We start from the raw sequence: 14,836 nt of genomic DNA on the forward strand, positions 1-14,836 counted from the left end.
GGTTTCCCGCGACAATCGGTTACGTTGATGAACGGCGCACGACAGCGCCGTTCACCCTTTTTTCAGTGGACCGCCGGTAGAAGCGGTAACCATATTTCAGACTGAAGCGAAAGCATCGCCATGAGCATTCTCGACAAGCACATGATCCGCCATCTCTCGATCGGCTTTGCCATCGGCGCGGCGGGCCTGTTCGCGACGACGGGCTTCCCCTTTGCATCGGATGCCATCGCCTCCGTTTTCCTGTAATGTGCCGGGCGTGATCATTCGCACGCCCTTTCTGTTGCTGGGCGCCGCATGGCTTGCGGCCTGCCAGATTCCGGCCTCTGCCGAAGAGGCGGTGCGGACGCCCCCTGCCAAGATACAGGCCCGCGAATCGGGCGGCACGCGCACCGCGATCTTCGCGGGCGGCTGTTTCTGGGGCGTGGAAGCGGTGTTCAGCCATGTCGATGGCGTGACCAGCGCGGTATCGGGCTATCACGGCGGAACGAGCGCCGATGCCGATTACAAAAAAGTCAGCGCAGGCCTGACCGATCATGCCGAGGCTGTGCGCATCACCTATGATCCGGACAAGGTGCGGTATGACGAATTGCTGCGCATCTTTTTTGCCGTTGTCGCCGATCCCACACAGCTGAACCGTCAGGGGCCCGACACCGGCCGCCAATACCGCAGCGCCATCGTGCCGACGACCGACGTGCAGGCCAAGGTCGCCCGCGCCTATATCGCGCAGCTGAAACAGGCCGCATTGTGGGACAGGCCGATCGTCACGCGGATCGAGGCGGAAAAGCGGTTTTATCCTGCCGAAACCTATCATCAGGACTTTGCGCAAAAGAACCCGCGCCACCCCTATATCATGCGGTGGGACGCGCCCAAGGTGCGGGCATTGCAGGCTCTGTTTCCCGACGATTACCGCGCATCGTTCCGGCGGGGTTGATCCGCCACGCCGCCGCCAAAGCTTGCCAGCGGGCCCCGCAGTAAATATCTCGGTGCCCGCAATGTCTCATGAAACCCTGGCTCCGCACGACCATTCGGGTCACGACCACGAGGAACACTCGGGCAAATCGCTGCAGCGCGCGGCGCGTTCGGCGTTGACCGATGCGGGCGAGCAATGGACCGATATGCGCAGCGCCGTGTTCGGCCAGCTGATGAAAAGCGCCGCGCCCGTATCGGCCTATGACATTGCCGAGGAGCTGACGCGCGAGCGGGACAAGCGGGTCGCACCCAATAGCGTGTATCGCATCCTCGACCTGTTCGTGCGCACCAATCTGGCCAACCGGATCGAAAGCGCGAATGCCTATCTGGTCAACCGCCATCCCGGCTGCCGCCACGATTGCATCTTCGTGATCTGCGACCAATGCGGGCGCGCCGAACATATCGATGACGACCGGCTGACGGACGGGTTGCGGCAGGCAGCCGGTTCGGCCGGTTTCGGGGATTTGCGCACGGTGGTGGAATTGCGCGGCACATGCGCCGCCTGCGCGGCCTGACTTACCCGATAACCCGCCAAACCAGCACACCCCGATCGCCGTCGTGGGTGATCGGCATCAGCCAGTCGGGCGCTTTGCCGGTGGCCAGCCGATCGGCCAGATTATCGTCCCCCATGCTGCGATAAAGGCGCACTTCGGCGGCATCGGGGCATAGCATGACGAAGCCGATCCGGCGTTTCATCAGGATTGCATGCGCATCGCTTGCCGGTCCGCTGAAACTGCGGATCGTGTCGCCAATGCCGCGATGCGCGCGGTGGTGCGCGGTTGCGACCACGCGATGCGGGCTGTCGATCAGGATCGCGGGCCCCATATCGATGGGCGCCATGATATTGGCCGCATCTTCGCCAAGCGCCGGCAGCACGCCGGACACGTCGCAGGCCGACGCAATGGCGGGCGCTGGCTTTGCGGGAGAGGCGTGACTGGGGGTAGCATGCATCAGCACGGTCAACGGCATGGCGGGCAGCAGCGATGCGGTCATCCCCGCGACCGCCATCGCCTGCTTGCCGGGACGGCCAAGGCTTCGCAGCTGGCGCAGCCATTGCTTCATCTGCATGCCGATGGGCACGGCGGCCAGACCCGCGACCAATCCGCTGGAACGCGGCAGAAAGACCGCCAGCGCCAGCGCGGCCAGCAGCAGCACGGTATATTCCAGATGCCAGCGGTGCAGCCAGTCGGCACTGCGCGCAGCCAGCCGAAGCGATACGACAATGGCAATCGCGGTCGGGACCAGCACCTGCGCGATCAGCGTGACCGGATGATGCCACAGCGGCTTGCTTTCGATCACATTGGCCAGCCACACATCATGGGCGACCGGATCCATCCCCGCAAAGCTGCCGCCCGCGCATTGCGGCGCCATTTGCAGCAGCACGATAACGCCTGCCAATGCGCCTGATCCCAGCACCAGCACCATCAACAGCCACGGACGCGGCACTTCGATCCGGCCCAGCCCGGTGGCGGCGATAGCCACGATGGACAGGGCGGCAATATGCGCAGGTGCCATCGCATCGCACATCGGTAGCGACGGGGTAGCCCCCCGCGTCAGCAGGTAAAGTCCCGCCGAACAGGCCGCCAGCGATTGCAGCATCGCGACCAGCCACTGGCGGTCACCCCAGCAGCGCAGCCAGCGCGCGAACAGGATCGCGCCGAACACCGCGACCATCGGCAGCGCTTCCATCGAGACATTGAGCCATAGCGCCAGCGCGCCGCCCAGAATCCACCCGCCGCGCCGCGCATCGCGCGCCATCAGCGCATTGACCGCCAGCATGAACAGCACGATCTGCCAGCCGTGATGGTCGATCCGCATCGGCCGCATCTGGTGCAGCAGCGGCGCGGCGATGGCGGCGGCAAGGCAGGCAAGGCCCGTCGCTTCCTCGTCGCACAGGCGCCATGCGATCCGCCCGATCAGCAGCACCGCCAGCCATAAGGTGCCCAGCGGTACGATGACCGATGCGACATGCTCGGCCAGAGCCTGCCCGAACAAAGGCGACAGCACGACGATCACTGCCGCCAGCGGCACATCGACCAGCCGCGACCAGTGCATTCCGGCACCGAACGGCGCATCGATCCGGTATTGGGAGACATCGAACCAGCTTTGTCCAGCCAGCCAGTCGCGAACCTCCAGCAGGCGCATGATATCGTCGCCTTCGCTGAATTGGCGGCCCATGATCGCGGGCAATCCGGCGATCACCAGCAGCGCGGCCATCAACAGCCATGCCAGCGTGGCGCGAACGACCAGATCGCGGTCGATCACCGGACGGCGACGTTCCCCGATCATGCTGTCCGGCCCCGCTGGATCATGGCGTCAGCGCCCCTCATCCGCAGGTGCGCCAACGCCGCCCAGGGTAAAGACAAAGCGCGCGCGCAGCAGGAATGTGGCGACGAAGCTGGTGGCGACCGCGCTCAGCTTGGCAAGGCGCGGGTCGATGCCGCTGGCGACACCCATGCTGACGATCACCCATGTCAGCGACAGGCCGACCAGCGCAGAGGCAACGAACAGCCCCATCTGCACCGAACGGCCAAGCCCTTTTTCGGCGACCCGTCCGGCAAAAACCACGCGGCTGGATGCCAGCCAGTGAATCACGATGCCCAGCGAATAGCCCGATACCGCTGCCAGAGGCGCGGCCATGCCTGCGCCGATCAGCAGCAGATAGGAACCCATGTCGAAGCCCAGCGCGACCGCGCTGGCGAAGCCATAGGCGATCATGCGCCGTGCTTCGCGGATCAGGCTCATGCCGCGTCGCGCCCCCGGGTTTCGCCGGTGCTGTCTGCGGCAGGGCTGTCAACGGCGAGCGGCATCGGCACTGCGCGCATCGACGACAGCGCGGCGGCGCGGTCCTGCGCATTGCCGGCATGCTGCGGAAAGGCGGGAGCCTCGCCCTCGCGGCCCGCTTCGTGATATTCGGCGTCTTCGTTTACGCACCATGTGTCGTAAATGCGGGCTCCGGCGATGATATTCTCGACCGTCAGCATGGCGGTCATCATCGCGTGATCCTGATTATTATAGCGGTGCATGCCGTTGCGGCCCACCAGATGCAGCGTAGGGTGCTTATCCTCAAGCTCTTCGCGCATCACGGCAACGCGGGCGGCGTAATCCTCGTCATAGACGGGATAGGCCTTTTCCTGCCGCACGACCGAACCGCCGATCACGTCTTCGCGGCTGGCAAGGCCAAGGATTTCCATTTCCCTTGTCGCCAGTGCGATCAGATCGTCATCCGACGATGCCCACAGCCCGTCACCTTCAAAGCAGAAATATTCCAGCCCCACGCAGGCCACCGTGCTGTCGGGCACCATTTCGGGCGACCATGAACGGAAGTTCTGGATGCGGCCGACCTGTACCTTGGAATCGTGGATATAGATCCAGTTGTCGGGGAACAGGTCCTTGCTGCGGATCTTCAGCGCGACGGTCAGGAAATCGCGATATTTCAGGCCGCTGGCATCCAGCACCGCATCGGGCACAGGCGACAGGCGCGCCGCAAGCTCGCGCATCGGGGCCGAGCTGATCGCGTGTTTTGCGCGGATGATCCGTTCCGATCCGTCGACGGTAACCGCGTCCAGCCGCCAGCCGCCTTCGCCGTCGCTGGCCAGCTGTTTCAGCGCATGGCCCATCAGCACGCGGTTGCCGCCAGCCTCCACATGGTCGCGCGCGGCTTCCCACATCATGCCCGGGCCAAGGCGCGGATAGCGGAATTCCTCCAGCAGCGTCTTGGCCTGCATGCCGTTATTGGGTTTCCTGTTCAGGCCCAGCGAACGCTTTAGCCCGTCGACCACCGCGCCCCACAGCGACAGGCCCTTGATGCGCTGGGCGGCCCAGTCGGCGCTCATTTCGTCGCAAGGCATGCCCCACACCTTCTCGGTATAGGTCTTGAAGAAGATAGAATAGAGCTTCTCGCCGAACTGGTTCACGGTCCAGTCCTCAAAGCTTTTGACCTGCTTGCGTGGGAACATCTGCACTTTGGCAAAACTGGCCATGCACATGGCCGAGCGCCACAGGCCCAGATTGCGCAACGCCTCGAACGCGCGCAGGGGATAGGAGTAGAACTTGCCTTCGTAATAGATGCGGCTCATCCGCGGGCGGCTGATGAAATCGTCGGGCAGAATCTCGCTCCACAGATCGACGACGGCCTGCGATTTCGAAAAGAAGCGGTGACCGCCGATGTCGAAGCGATAGCCTTCGTGTTCGACCGTGCGGCTGATGCCGCCGACATAGGTCTCGTCTTTCTCGATAATCGCGACAGACTGGCCCGCCTTGGTCAGCAGATAGCCCGCGGTCAGTCCTGCCGGACCCGCGCCGATGATGACGACATCGACGGCCAGATCGTTGTTTTCCGGTGTTTGTCCCGACCCGATGGAATTCTGCGAGAAAGCCACGTTACCCCCTGATTTGACCGTCGGACCGGAGCTTCCGGTCTGACCTTGATCAAAATCTGACCGAAAATGGCTAAGGGGTCGTTAACGCGGCGGGTTTGGCCGGGTTTTATCGTTAATTTCCGTCAGGGAAGGGCGGTTGCCCGATCCGGTCAGAAATTAACGGCGCGTTTGAGCGGAGCGGGGCGGACCACCGGCTTGCGCGGATGATCCCGGCGCCACACGCGCGAGATCGCCTGCAGATTGCCGGCCATATGGGCCACATCCTCGAAGCGGAAGGTTTCGATGAAGGCCAGACCATAGACCGGCTGCTCGCGCCAGCGCACCACGGCATAGATTTCGCCCAGCGAAGGCACGGCAATGCGCACTTGCTGACCGATGGAAAGCGGATGATCGCAGCGGATGCGGGCACCCTGATGCGAGACATCCTCGATCTTGACCTCGTGCCTGGTGCCAAGGGCTGTGACCGACGAGGGCAGGTCGACGCCGATCCGGATGGCGCGTTTGCGGAAAGGACCTTTCTCTCCGACCAGCGAACGCAGATCGGCAAACTGGGGAAAGCGCAGGCCTGCATGGCCATCGCGCTGCCACACCAGATCTACCGAATGACGGTCGCCGTCGCCGAATTCCAGCTCGATCCCCTGCATGTCGTCGGGGATCGGTTCATAGATGCGAACGCGCAGCGCGCTGTTCGAAATATCGCGCAATACGCAGGGCATCTCGACATCGCCGTAAACCAGCTTTGCCGTGCGAATGATCGGAAAACGCTCTTCACTGCGTCGTTCCGCACGGTTGGCGATTGCCTCGCCGAACATTGCATGCTGCCCCAGATCGCTCACGCCTGTTTCCCTTGTATGCCCTAGCGTTTGCAGCGGGCGCATCATGCGAACCCGCTCTTCCACACATCCGGTTTACAGGGGCAATGGTTAAAGGACCGTTTGCTAAATCGCGAAATTATGCTGATTTTTCGGTTAGATAATCTTAACCATCGCCGTGTGGGCTGTAAGATATGGCAGGGGGAAAATGGTGCGGGCGGCGGGACTCGAACCCGCACGATCGAGGATCAGGGGATTTTAAGTCCCCGGCGTCTACCATTCCGCCACGCCCGCAACGCGCGCTTTGACTAGGCGTAGGCCGCGCGCCGCGCAACGCCGATTGCCGCGCAATGCGCGGGAGAATTAAAATGTGACGATGAAGGCGTTCGGGCGCGTATTCAGCCGTTCAGCCGTTCGCGCATTTCCTTGCCCGCCTTGAAATAGGGCACTTTCTTGCCCGGCACTTCGACGGTTTCGCCCGTGCGCGGGTTGCGCCCTGCGCGGGCCGAACGTTCGCGAGTCGAAAATGCGCCGAAACCGCGCAATTCCACGCGCCCGCCCTGGGCCAGCCGGTCGGTGATGGCGTCGAAGAACGTACTGACCACGGCCTCCACCTCTTCGGGACGAAGCTCGGGATTTTCCCGTGCGATTGTCTGGATGAGTTCGGACCTGATCATGCGCTTACACCCCGTTTGCCGTGGCTGCGACCCCGTCGGCATCCGCCTGTCGAACCTCCCGATCCGGCCGGGCCCCTCCCAGTCCAGAAATTGAGTGCAATGAGCGGAATGCGCAGGAACATGCCATTCGCAGGCGCAACATTCAAGGGCGAAACTATCCGGCGGACAGGCCGGATGTTACGAAAAAGGATAGGAAAATCACCGATCGGGGTTAGTTCGCGTCCGTGGCATCCAATTCGCCGGCCCATAGGGAAGCATCCAGTTCCAGCAATTCCATGCGAGTCCGGATGGCAGGCCAGTCCTCGGCCAGGAACTGCGCGCGTTCCGATTCCAGCAACCGCGCCCGCGCGCCCGCCAGCAGTTCAACGCCGATCCCGCGCCGCACCGCGATCAGCCCGTCGTCCTGAAACTGTTGATAGGCCTTGGCCACGGTGAGCGGATTCGCGCCATGCTGCGCTGCGAAAGCGCGGACCGAGGGGAGAAGCGCACCTTCGGCAAAACGGCCCGTCAGGATCGCGGCGACAATCTCGTCGCGCAGCTTCAGATAGACGGGGCGCGTCTTGTGGATTCCGGTCTCGCGGGGCATGGCGTCATAGTGGCATAATACACCCATGCAGACAAGCCGGACCGGTAACGCAAACTGGCGGCGGATGCGCGCGACAGGGATGCGCGCCCGCACCGCGCGGCGTTGCCGTTGCGCAACGCCACCGGTTTCAGATGCAACAATCGGGCTTTACCCGCGCCAGCGATGCGTTAGGGTGCGCGCTTTCGAGCCCGATGCGAGACAAGGAAAGCAAGTCCCCCGATGGCAACCAGTTACGAGCAAGGCGGCGATGCCCGCGGCACGATCCTCGGCCACCCGAAGGGCCTGTTCATCCTGTTCTTTGCCGAGATGTGGGAGCGTTTCTCGTTCTACGGGATGCGCGCGCTGCTCATCTTCTATCTCACCAAGCACTGGCTGTTTTCCGATAGCGACGCGTCGCTGATCTATGGTGCCTATACCTCGCTGGTCTATATCACGCCGGTGCTGGGCGGATGGCTGGCCGACCGCTATCTGGGACAGCGCAAGGCAACGCTGTTCGGCGCGGTCGTGCTGACCCTGGGCCATTTCCTGATGGCGTTCGAAGGGGGTGGGGGTCAAAGCGATCCGGCGATCAATATCTTCTGGCTGGCACTGGCCTTCATCATCGTCGGGTCGGGATTCCTGAAGGGGAACATCTCGGTCATCGTCGGGCAGCTTTATCCCAAGACCGACGTGCGCCGCGATGGCGCCTATACGATCTTCTACATGGGCATCAATCTCGGCTCGCTGCTGGGCGTGCTGATCGCGGGCTATCTGGGCGAGACCTATGGCTGGTCCTATGGCTTTGGCGCGGCGGGCATCGGCATGCTGCTGGGCCTGATCGTCTTTATGCTGGGCAAGCCGCTGCTGCTGGGCCGGGGCGAGCCGCATGATCCCGCACTGCTGAAACAGCGCAAGGCAGGCCTGCCGCTGGAATACTGGCTGTATGCCACCGGCCTTGGCGCGATCGCGGTGCTGTGGGTGCTGATCCAGTATCAGGCGCTGGTCGGCTGGATGCTGGGCGTGTCTGGCCTCGGCCTGCTTGGCTATATCGCCTATATCGCGTTCACGCGGCTGACCCCGCACGAGCGTGACCGGATTCTGGTGATTATCTTCCTGCTGATCCTGCAGCCGGTGTTCTGGGGCCTGTTCGAACAGGCGGGCGCATCGGTCAATCTGTTCACCGACCGCTATGTCGATCGTAATTTCTTCGGCTTCGAAGTGCCGACGACATGGTTCCAGTCGATCAATTCGGCCTTTATCCTGCTGCTGGGGCCCGTATTCGCATGGCTGTGGACCACGCTGGGCCGCAAGGGGTTCGAACCCTCGACTCCCGCCAAGTTCGGACTTGCCATCGTGCAGGTCGGGCTGGGCTTCCTCGTCCTTACCTGGGGTGCGCGGGCGATGGGGGTCGATGCGATGACCTCGATGTGGCTGATCGTGTTCCTTTATCTGTTGCACACCATGGGCGAGCTTTGCCTGTCGCCCGTCGGCCTGTCGGCGATGAACCGGCTTGCGCCGTGGCACATGGCAGGGCTGATCATGGGCGGCTGGTTCTTTGCAACGGCAGGCGGCAATTTTGTCGCGGGCCAGATTTCCGCGATGGCCGGTGCCGAAGGGGCCGAGGGCGGCAACGCGGCCAAGGCGCTGTACCTCGACGTCTGGGCGACGACCGGCTGGGTGGCGTTCGGTATCGGTGTGGTGGTGCTGCTGCTGTCGCCTTTCGTTAAGCGGCTGATGCATCTCGACACGCTGAAGGACGAGGATGTGGGCGACGACCTTCTGGGACAGAGCGAGGCAGGCGAACCGCAGGCCGGCGGTGTACATCCCGAGCTGAAGGGGTAAAACCCGCGCATATTCGCCACGATCCCGCCGCATAGCAAGGATAGGAAACCCGCATGGACCTGAGGCTTTCCTTCCTGCTGTCGGCGGCGATCGTATTCGTGGGCACCCACATCATCCTGACGCACCAGCTGCGCAAGCCGTTGATATCGCTGCTGGGGCAGGCGGGTTTTATCGCTGCCTATTCGCTGGTCGCCTTCGTCACGCTGGGCTGGACGGTCTATGCCTTTGCCGCGGCACCGCGGGGCCCCTATGCGTGGCCTGCCTATGCCGACTGGGCATGGATCGCGGCGATGGTCATCAGCTTTTTCGCCCTGTTGCTGCTGATCGGCAGTTTCGCGGGCAATCCCGCCGCTCCTTCGCCCAAAGCCGCCGAACTGGCCGCCAGCAAGGAGCCGACGGGAGCCTTCGCGGTTACCCGCCATCCGATGATGTGGGGCATCTCGCTCTGGGCGTTTTCGCATATTCTGCTGGTGCCCGAACCGCGCACATTGTTCTTGATGGGCGCGTTTATCGTGCTGGGACTGGGCGGTTCCGCGATGCAGGACCGCAAGAAACAGGGGCAGCTGGGCGATGCGTGGACCGGCTGGCAGGCCCGGACAAGCTTTATCCCGAAACTGTCCGGCCTTGCGCGCATATCGCCGGTGATGTGGCTGGGCGCGCTGGCCTTATGGCTGGGGATCAGCTGGCTGCATCTGCCGCTGGGCGGTGTGGCTGCGGGCGTATGGCGGTGGTTGGGGTGATCGGCACCCCACGGCCCTAGGCCCGCGCTTCCTCGACCCCCGCGCTGTTGTGGCGCAGCGCTTTCAGGACCGTATCGACGATATTGGCGGCATTCAGCCCCGCTTCGTCATATTGCCTGTCGGGCGCATCGTGGTCCTGGAAAATGTCGGGCAGGCGCATGGTGCGGATCTTCAGGCCGTTGTCCAGCAGCCCCTCGTCGCTGGCCATCGTCAGCACATGGGCGCCAAGTCCGCCGATGGCGCCTTCCTCGACCGTGACGACGACTTCGTGGCTGGCGATCAGGCGGCGGATCATCGCCTCGTCCAGCGGCTTGGCAAAGCGCAAGTCCGCCACGGTCGTGGACAGGCCCTTTGCCTCAAGCTGGTCGGCAGCCTTCAGCCCCTCGGCAAGGCGGGTGCCCAGCGACAGGATCGCGATCTTGCTCCCCTCGCGCACGATACGCCCCTTGCCGATTTCAAGCCGTTCGGGCTGTTCGGGCATGGGCACGCCGGTCCCTTCGCCGCGCGGATAGCGGAAGGCGATCGGCCCGCTGTCATGGCAAGCGGCGGTATAGGTCATATGCGCTAGCTCCGCCTCGTCAGCCGCGGCCATCACCACCATGTTCGGCAGCGTCGCCAGATAGGTCACGTCGAAACTGCCCGCATGGGTCGCCCCGTCCGCGCCGACCAGACCGGCGCGGTCGATGGCAAAGCGCACCGGCAGGTTCTGGATCGCCACGTCATGCACCACCTGATCGAAGGCGCGCTGCAAAAAGGTGGAATAGATCGCGCAGAACGGGCGCATGCCTTCGGCCGCAAGGCCGGCGGCAAAGGTCACCGCATGCTGTTCCGCAATGCCGACGTCGAAGCTGCGCGCGGGATGGGCCTTGTTGAAAATATCGACGCCGGTGCCGCTGGGCATGGCGGCAGTGATGGCGCAGATGCGGTCGTCGGTTTCGGCCAGCTTCGCCAGGGTTTCGCCGAACACGTCCTGATATTTGGGCGGTCCGCCCTTGGACTTCTTCTGCTCGCCCGTGACGACGTTGAACTTCTGCACGCCGTGATATTTGTCGGCGCTCTGTTCCGCAGGGGCATAGCCCTTGCCCTTTTGGGTGACGACATGGATCAGGCACGGGCCCTCGGCGGCATCGCGCACGTTTTCCAGCACGGGAACCAGCGCTTCCAGATCGTGCCCGTCGATGGGGCCGACGTAATAAAAGCCAAGCTCTTCGAACAAGGTGCCGCCCATCGCCATGCCGCGGGCGAATTCATCGGTCTTGCGCGCGGCGACATGCAGCGGGCGGGGCAGCTTGCGCGCGAATTTGCGCGCCAGTTCGCGCAGGCCAAGGAAGCGGCCCGAAGACACGAGGCGGGCAAGATAGCTCGACAATCCGCCTACGGGCGGGGCGATCGACATGTCATTGTCGTTCAGGATCACGACCAGACGGTTGCCCGCCTGTTCGGCGTTGTTCATGGCTTCATACGCCATGCCCGCGCTCATCGCGCCGTCGCCGATGACGGCGATGCCCTTGCCGGGCCTGCCCGACAGCTTGTTGGCCACTGCAAAGCCCAGCGCCGCGCTGATCGAGGTAGAGCTGTGCGCCGCGCCGAACGGGTCGTATTCGCTCTCGCTCCGCTTGGTAAAGCCCGACAGCCCGCCGCCCTGACGCAGGGTGCGGATGCGGTCGCGCCGGCCCGTCAGGATCTTGTGGGGATAGGCCTGATGGCCCACGTCCCAGATCAGCCGATCTTCGGGCGTGTTGAACACGTAATGGATCGCGGTGGTCAGTTCGACCACGCCAAGGCCGGACCCCAGATGGCCGCCGGTCTGCCCGACGGCATCGATCATCTCCAGCCGCAGCTCGTCGGCCAGCTGGCGCAATTGCGACGGGGCCAGCCTGCGCAGATCGTCGGGCGTGTCGACCGTATCCAGCAGCGGCGTCAGCGGTTTGTTATGGGCCTGTTCGGCAGTCATTATTGTGCTCTAGCCGTGAAAATCGTCGGAGTCGAATAGGCAGCGTTTCCTCTGCCCTGTCGGCGGCGCGTTTTGGCCGCGCCTGTTGCCCTTAGGCAGCGCCGGGAATGAAATCCAGTGCCAGCCCGTTCATGCAGTAACGCTTGCCGGTGGGCTTGGGTCCGTCATCGAACACATGGCCCAGATGGCCACCGCAATTGGCGCAGTGCACTTCGGTGCGGGGATAGCCGATCTTGTAATCGGTGCTGGTGCCGATGGCGCCTTGCAGCGGACGATAGAAACTGGGCCAGCCGGTGTGGCTGTCATATTTGGTGCGCGACGAGAACAGCCGGTGGCCGCAGCCCGCGCAGGCGAAGATGCCCGCGCGCTTTTCCTTGTCGAGCGGGGAGGAGAACGCCCGTTCGGTGCCCGCTTCGCGCAGGATGCGATATTCCGCCGCAGTCAGCCGCTTGCGCCATTGCGCGTCGCTAAGCGTAAAGGGGAATGCCTGCTTCGCCTCGGCGCTTTGACCGCAGGCCGTTGCCAGCGGGGTCAGCGCGCCTGCAAGAAGCAATCCGACAAAACTGCGGCGATCGTGGGTCATGCCGCCCCTGTTACCCCGCCCCGCCTTAGGCGCGCCTGAACGAGCGGACCGATTGCGACAGCAATGCGCCCAGTCCGCGCCTGCCCTTGGCCGGGCCCGATTTCATCACCGTCTTGCGGAACAGCGCCGCGCCCGCGCGCACGATCAGGAATACCCACAGGGCCTGCCACGCGATGGCGACGAAATGGGGCCAGATTTCGGGCTGCATCGCTGCGCGCGCCAGCATCGCAAAGGGCGAGGAGAAGGGGAAAATCGCTGCCGCCATTTCGACGGGCTGCCCCTGATGGCCCAGCGCATAGGACGCAAGGAAGAACACCAGCAATTGCGCCATGGTGACGGGCATGGACAAAGTCTGCACCTCGCGCACCGTGGCCGCCAGACCGCCGATCGACAGGAACAGCGATCCCAGCAACAGATAGGCGCAGGCGAAATAGGCGATGCACAGCAGGATGAACACCGGCCAGCCGACTGCCGGCGTCGCCAGCATCGAAAGCCCGCTGCCGCCCGCCACCAGCACCAGCGCCGCCGCACTGCCCCATACGGCAATGCCGACAAAGCTGACGCCCAGCATGGCCAGCAGCTTGCCGAAAAACACCGCGTCCATCGGCACGGCCGCAGCCAGCACTTCGATGATCTTGTTCGCCTTTTCCTCGACAAGGTTCGACAGCACCATGCCTGCCAGCAGCATGGTCAGCAGGAACAGCAGCGTCTGTCCTGCCTGCGCGGTGCGGATGCGGCCGCCCGCTTCGTCCACCTGGCTGGGCTGGGCCATGGGTTGCAGGGTGATCGCGGGCCATTCGCGCTGCCGTGCGCCCGCCCGCAAATCGCGCAGCCGCCGCGCTTCGTCGACCAGCAGGCTGACATCGCCCTGCCATGCCGCGATGCGGTTCGACGGGCCCGACAGGCTGGGTTCGTCCAATGTGCCCGCCAGCACGGCGGCGACATTGCGCTCGCCCGGACCGTCGGCCATCACGGCCCTGATCTCGCCCGTGCCGTTGCGGTCGCCTTGCAGCATTTCCAGACCGGGCAGCCTGGGCAGGGCATGGTGCAGCGACTGGCGCGCATCGCTGATCAGCGCGCTTTCGGTCTCGCTCATCGCAATGCCCAGCCTCGCCTCGCCCGCAGCGCCCTGAACGCTGGCGCCGATGCCGCCCGCCATCCACGCGACGATGACCGGAAACAGCGGGCCAAGGATGAAGAACAGGAACGACCGGCTGAACAGGATCGCGCGGAAGTCGCGGCGCGCGATGACCATGATCTTGGACAGGAAATGCTTCATTTCGCGCTCTCCGCACCCTTGCCGTCGTCTTCCAGCGCCTTGGCCGCGGCCTCGCCCGCGATGGCTACGAACGCATCGTGAAGCCCCGCCCGTTCTATGGAAAGCGCCTGTATCCCCGCCTTGCCTTCTACCAGCGCAGTCAGCAGCGGTTCGACGCCGTCGTCGGGCAGCGAAAATGCCCATAGCGCCCCGCCGGTCGCCTTGATCTGCGGCTGCGCATCGGCGGGCAGTGCCGCGCGCCATGGCCCGTCGATGGTGCGGGTTTCCAGATGCACCTGCGGCGGCAGCCGGTCGCGCGCGGTAGAGACAAGGCCGTGGAACGGCACCCGCCCGCCTGCGATGATCGCGATGCGTTCGCACAGACGTTCCGCATGGGCGAGCACATGGGTGGAAAAGATCACCGTCGTGCCCTTTTCGGCAAGGCCGCGAATGGTCCGTTCCAGCCGCCCCTGGCTGATCGCGTCGAGGCCCGAGAACGGTTCGTCCAGCACGACCAGCGCCGGATCGTGCACCAATGTGGCCAAAAGCTGCACCGTTTGGGCCTGTCCCTTGGACATCTGGCGTATCTGGCGGTCGGCAATATGCGCGAAACCGTGCTCTTCCAGCAGGCGATAGCCGCGCTTGCGCCCCTCTGCCGTGGGCAGGCCGCGCAGCGCGCCGACAAAGGCGATGGCATCCACGGCCTTCATCGCGGGATACAGCCCCCGCTCTTCCGGCAGATAGCCGATGCGATTGGCCAGCGCATGCGGATCCTCGCTCCCCAAGACGCGGCGGGTGCCCTGATCGGGGTCGATAATGCCCAGCAGCATGCGCAATGTCGTCGTCTTGCCCGCGCCATTGGGGCCGAGTATGCCGAAGATCGACCCTTCGGGCACGGCGATATCCACGCCGTCCACCGCCAGAACCCCGTCGAAACGCTTGACCAGCCCGTTGGCTTCGATCGCCAGAGGGCGGTTGCTGTCGTCAAGGGGCGTGAACCGTGTTTGATCGAACGCTTGTGTCATCGCCTGCTGCAAGTAGAATTCCCGTAAGA

General features: G+C 64.1%; 15 protein-coding genes and 1 tRNA gene. 5 read left to right on the plus strand and 11 right to left on the minus strand.

Annotated features, from left to right (window positions below):
- The first annotated feature begins 120 nt into the window (after positions 1–120).
- From LOZ74_RS18210 to LOZ74_RS00310, 3 genes are all read left to right on the plus strand, one after another.
- Entirely contained in the window at positions 121–246 is a 126-nt protein-coding gene (locus LOZ74_RS18210; RefSeq protein ID WP_255673882.1) for a hypothetical protein, read from the plus strand.
- 16 nt (positions 247–262) lie between these two features.
- Positions 263–931 (plus strand): peptide-methionine (S)-S-oxide reductase MsrA, encoded by a 669-nt coding sequence (msrA, locus tag LOZ74_RS00305; RefSeq protein ID WP_230293765.1) that lies wholly within the window; start codon positions 263–265, stop codon positions 929–931.
- 61 nt (positions 932–992) lie between these two features.
- Positions 993–1,484 carry a Fur family transcriptional regulator gene (locus LOZ74_RS00310; RefSeq protein ID WP_230279459.1) on the plus strand — a complete coding sequence of 164 codons (492 nt, stop codon included), beginning with the start codon at positions 993–995 and terminating at the stop codon, positions 1,482–1,484.
- 1 nt (position 1,485) lies between these two features.
- On the opposite strand, the gene LOZ74_RS00315 is transcribed toward LOZ74_RS00310, so the two are convergent.
- The 7 genes from LOZ74_RS00315 to LOZ74_RS00345 form a co-directional block, all read right to left on the minus strand.
- Positions 1,486–3,258: a hypothetical protein gene (locus LOZ74_RS00315; protein WP_230292408.1), complete on the minus strand. Its 1,773-nt coding sequence runs from the start codon at positions 3,256–3,258 to the stop codon at positions 1,486–1,488.
- 27 nt (positions 3,259–3,285) lie between these two features.
- Positions 3,286–3,714: a GtrA family protein gene (locus LOZ74_RS00320; RefSeq protein ID WP_230292409.1), complete on the minus strand. Its 429-nt coding sequence runs from the start codon at positions 3,712–3,714 to the stop codon at positions 3,286–3,288.
- Positions 3,711–5,351, minus strand: a complete 1,641-nt coding sequence (locus tag LOZ74_RS00325; RefSeq protein ID WP_230292410.1) for an NAD(P)/FAD-dependent oxidoreductase — start codon at positions 5,349–5,351, stop codon at positions 3,711–3,713. The genes LOZ74_RS00320 and LOZ74_RS00325 overlap by 4 nt, the downstream gene beginning before the upstream one ends.
- Positions 5,352–5,500: 149 nt before the next feature.
- On the minus strand, positions 5,501–6,187 hold the full coding sequence (locus LOZ74_RS00330) for a PilZ domain-containing protein (RefSeq protein ID WP_230292411.1): 687 nt from the start codon (positions 6,185–6,187) through the stop codon (positions 5,501–5,503).
- A 185-nt stretch (positions 6,188–6,372) separates the two neighbouring features.
- Positions 6,373–6,457, minus strand: a tRNA-Leu gene (locus tag LOZ74_RS00335).
- 104 nt (positions 6,458–6,561) lie between these two features.
- A complete protein-coding gene (locus LOZ74_RS00340; RefSeq protein WP_230292412.1) occupies positions 6,562–6,840 on the minus strand; it encodes an integration host factor subunit beta in 279 nt (92 codons plus the stop codon).
- A 211-nt stretch (positions 6,841–7,051) separates the two neighbouring features.
- Positions 7,052–7,426 carry a GntR family transcriptional regulator gene (locus LOZ74_RS00345; RefSeq protein ID WP_230292413.1) on the minus strand — a complete coding sequence of 125 codons (375 nt, stop codon included), beginning with the start codon at positions 7,424–7,426 and terminating at the stop codon, positions 7,052–7,054.
- Positions 7,427–7,645: 219 nt separating this feature from the next.
- Here LOZ74_RS00345 and LOZ74_RS00350 point away from each other — a divergent pair, with 219 nt between their 5' ends.
- Positions 7,646–9,247: a peptide MFS transporter gene (locus LOZ74_RS00350; protein WP_230292414.1), complete on the plus strand. Its 1,602-nt coding sequence runs from the start codon at positions 7,646–7,648 to the stop codon at positions 9,245–9,247.
- Positions 9,248–9,300: 53 nt separating this feature from the next.
- The gene (locus tag LOZ74_RS00355) at positions 9,301–9,987 is read left to right on the plus strand and encodes an NnrU family protein (protein ID WP_230292415.1); all 687 of its coding nucleotides are present in this window, start codon (positions 9,301–9,303) and stop codon (positions 9,985–9,987) included.
- A 16-nt stretch (positions 9,988–10,003) separates the two neighbouring features.
- On the opposite strand, the gene dxs is transcribed toward LOZ74_RS00355, so the two are convergent.
- The 4 genes from dxs to LOZ74_RS00375 all read right to left on the minus strand — a co-directional run bounded on the left by dxs (position 10,004) and on the right by LOZ74_RS00375 (position 14,807).
- Positions 10,004–11,941, minus strand: a complete 1,938-nt coding sequence (gene dxs / locus LOZ74_RS00360) for a 1-deoxy-D-xylulose-5-phosphate synthase (protein WP_230292416.1) — start codon at positions 11,939–11,941, stop codon at positions 10,004–10,006.
- A gap of 91 nt (positions 11,942–12,032) precedes the next feature.
- A complete protein-coding gene (gene msrB / locus LOZ74_RS00365) occupies positions 12,033–12,524 on the minus strand; it encodes a peptide-methionine (R)-S-oxide reductase MsrB (RefSeq protein ID WP_230292417.1) in 492 nt (163 codons plus the stop codon).
- A 25-nt stretch (positions 12,525–12,549) separates the two neighbouring features.
- Positions 12,550–13,803: an ABC transporter permease gene (locus tag LOZ74_RS00370; RefSeq protein ID WP_230292418.1), complete on the minus strand. Its 1,254-nt coding sequence runs from the start codon at positions 13,801–13,803 to the stop codon at positions 12,550–12,552.
- On the minus strand, positions 13,800–14,807 hold the full coding sequence (locus LOZ74_RS00375) for an ABC transporter ATP-binding protein (RefSeq protein ID WP_230292419.1): 1,008 nt from the start codon (positions 14,805–14,807) through the stop codon (positions 13,800–13,802). Before LOZ74_RS00375 ends, LOZ74_RS00370 begins: the two co-directional genes overlap by 4 nt.
- Positions 14,808–14,836 lie beyond the last annotated feature (29 nt).

The sequence above is a fragment of the Croceicoccus sp. Ery5 genome (assembly GCF_020985325.1).
In the GTDB taxonomy this organism is placed as follows: domain Bacteria; phylum Pseudomonadota; class Alphaproteobacteria; order Sphingomonadales; family Sphingomonadaceae; genus Croceicoccus.

Bases quoted from the DNA above. Each gene is read 5' to 3' on its own strand.
- LOZ74_RS18210 (WP_255673882.1), top strand. From the start codon at position 121: ATGAGCATTCTCGACAAGCACATGATCCGCCATCTCTCGATCGGCTTT.
- LOZ74_RS00310 (WP_230279459.1), top strand. From the start codon at position 993: ATGTCTCATGAAACCCTGGCTCCGCACGACCATTCGGGTCACGACCAC.
- LOZ74_RS00315 (WP_230292408.1), bottom strand. From the start codon at position 3,258: ATGATCGGGGAACGTCGCCGTCCGGTGATCGACCGCGATCTGGTCGTT.
- LOZ74_RS00320 (WP_230292409.1), bottom strand. From the start codon at position 3,714: ATGAGCCTGATCCGCGAAGCACGGCGCATGATCGCCTATGGCTTCGCC.
- LOZ74_RS00340 (WP_230292412.1), bottom strand. From the start codon at position 6,840: ATGATCAGGTCCGAACTCATCCAGACAATCGCACGGGAAAATCCCGAG.
- LOZ74_RS00345 (WP_230292413.1), bottom strand. From the start codon at position 7,426: ATGCCCCGCGAGACCGGAATCCACAAGACGCGCCCCGTCTATCTGAAG.
- LOZ74_RS00350 (WP_230292414.1), top strand. From the start codon at position 7,646: ATGGCAACCAGTTACGAGCAAGGCGGCGATGCCCGCGGCACGATCCTC.
- LOZ74_RS00355 (WP_230292415.1), top strand. From the start codon at position 9,301: ATGGACCTGAGGCTTTCCTTCCTGCTGTCGGCGGCGATCGTATTCGTG.
- dxs (WP_230292416.1), bottom strand. From the start codon at position 11,941: ATGACTGCCGAACAGGCCCATAACAAACCGCTGACGCCGCTGCTGGAT.
- msrB (WP_230292417.1), bottom strand. From the start codon at position 12,524: ATGACCCACGATCGCCGCAGTTTTGTCGGATTGCTTCTTGCAGGCGCG.
- LOZ74_RS00370 (WP_230292418.1), bottom strand. From the start codon at position 13,803: ATGAAGCATTTCCTGTCCAAGATCATGGTCATCGCGCGCCGCGACTTC.
- LOZ74_RS00375 (WP_230292419.1), bottom strand. From the start codon at position 14,807: ATGACACAAGCGTTCGATCAAACACGGTTCACGCCCCTTGACGACAGC.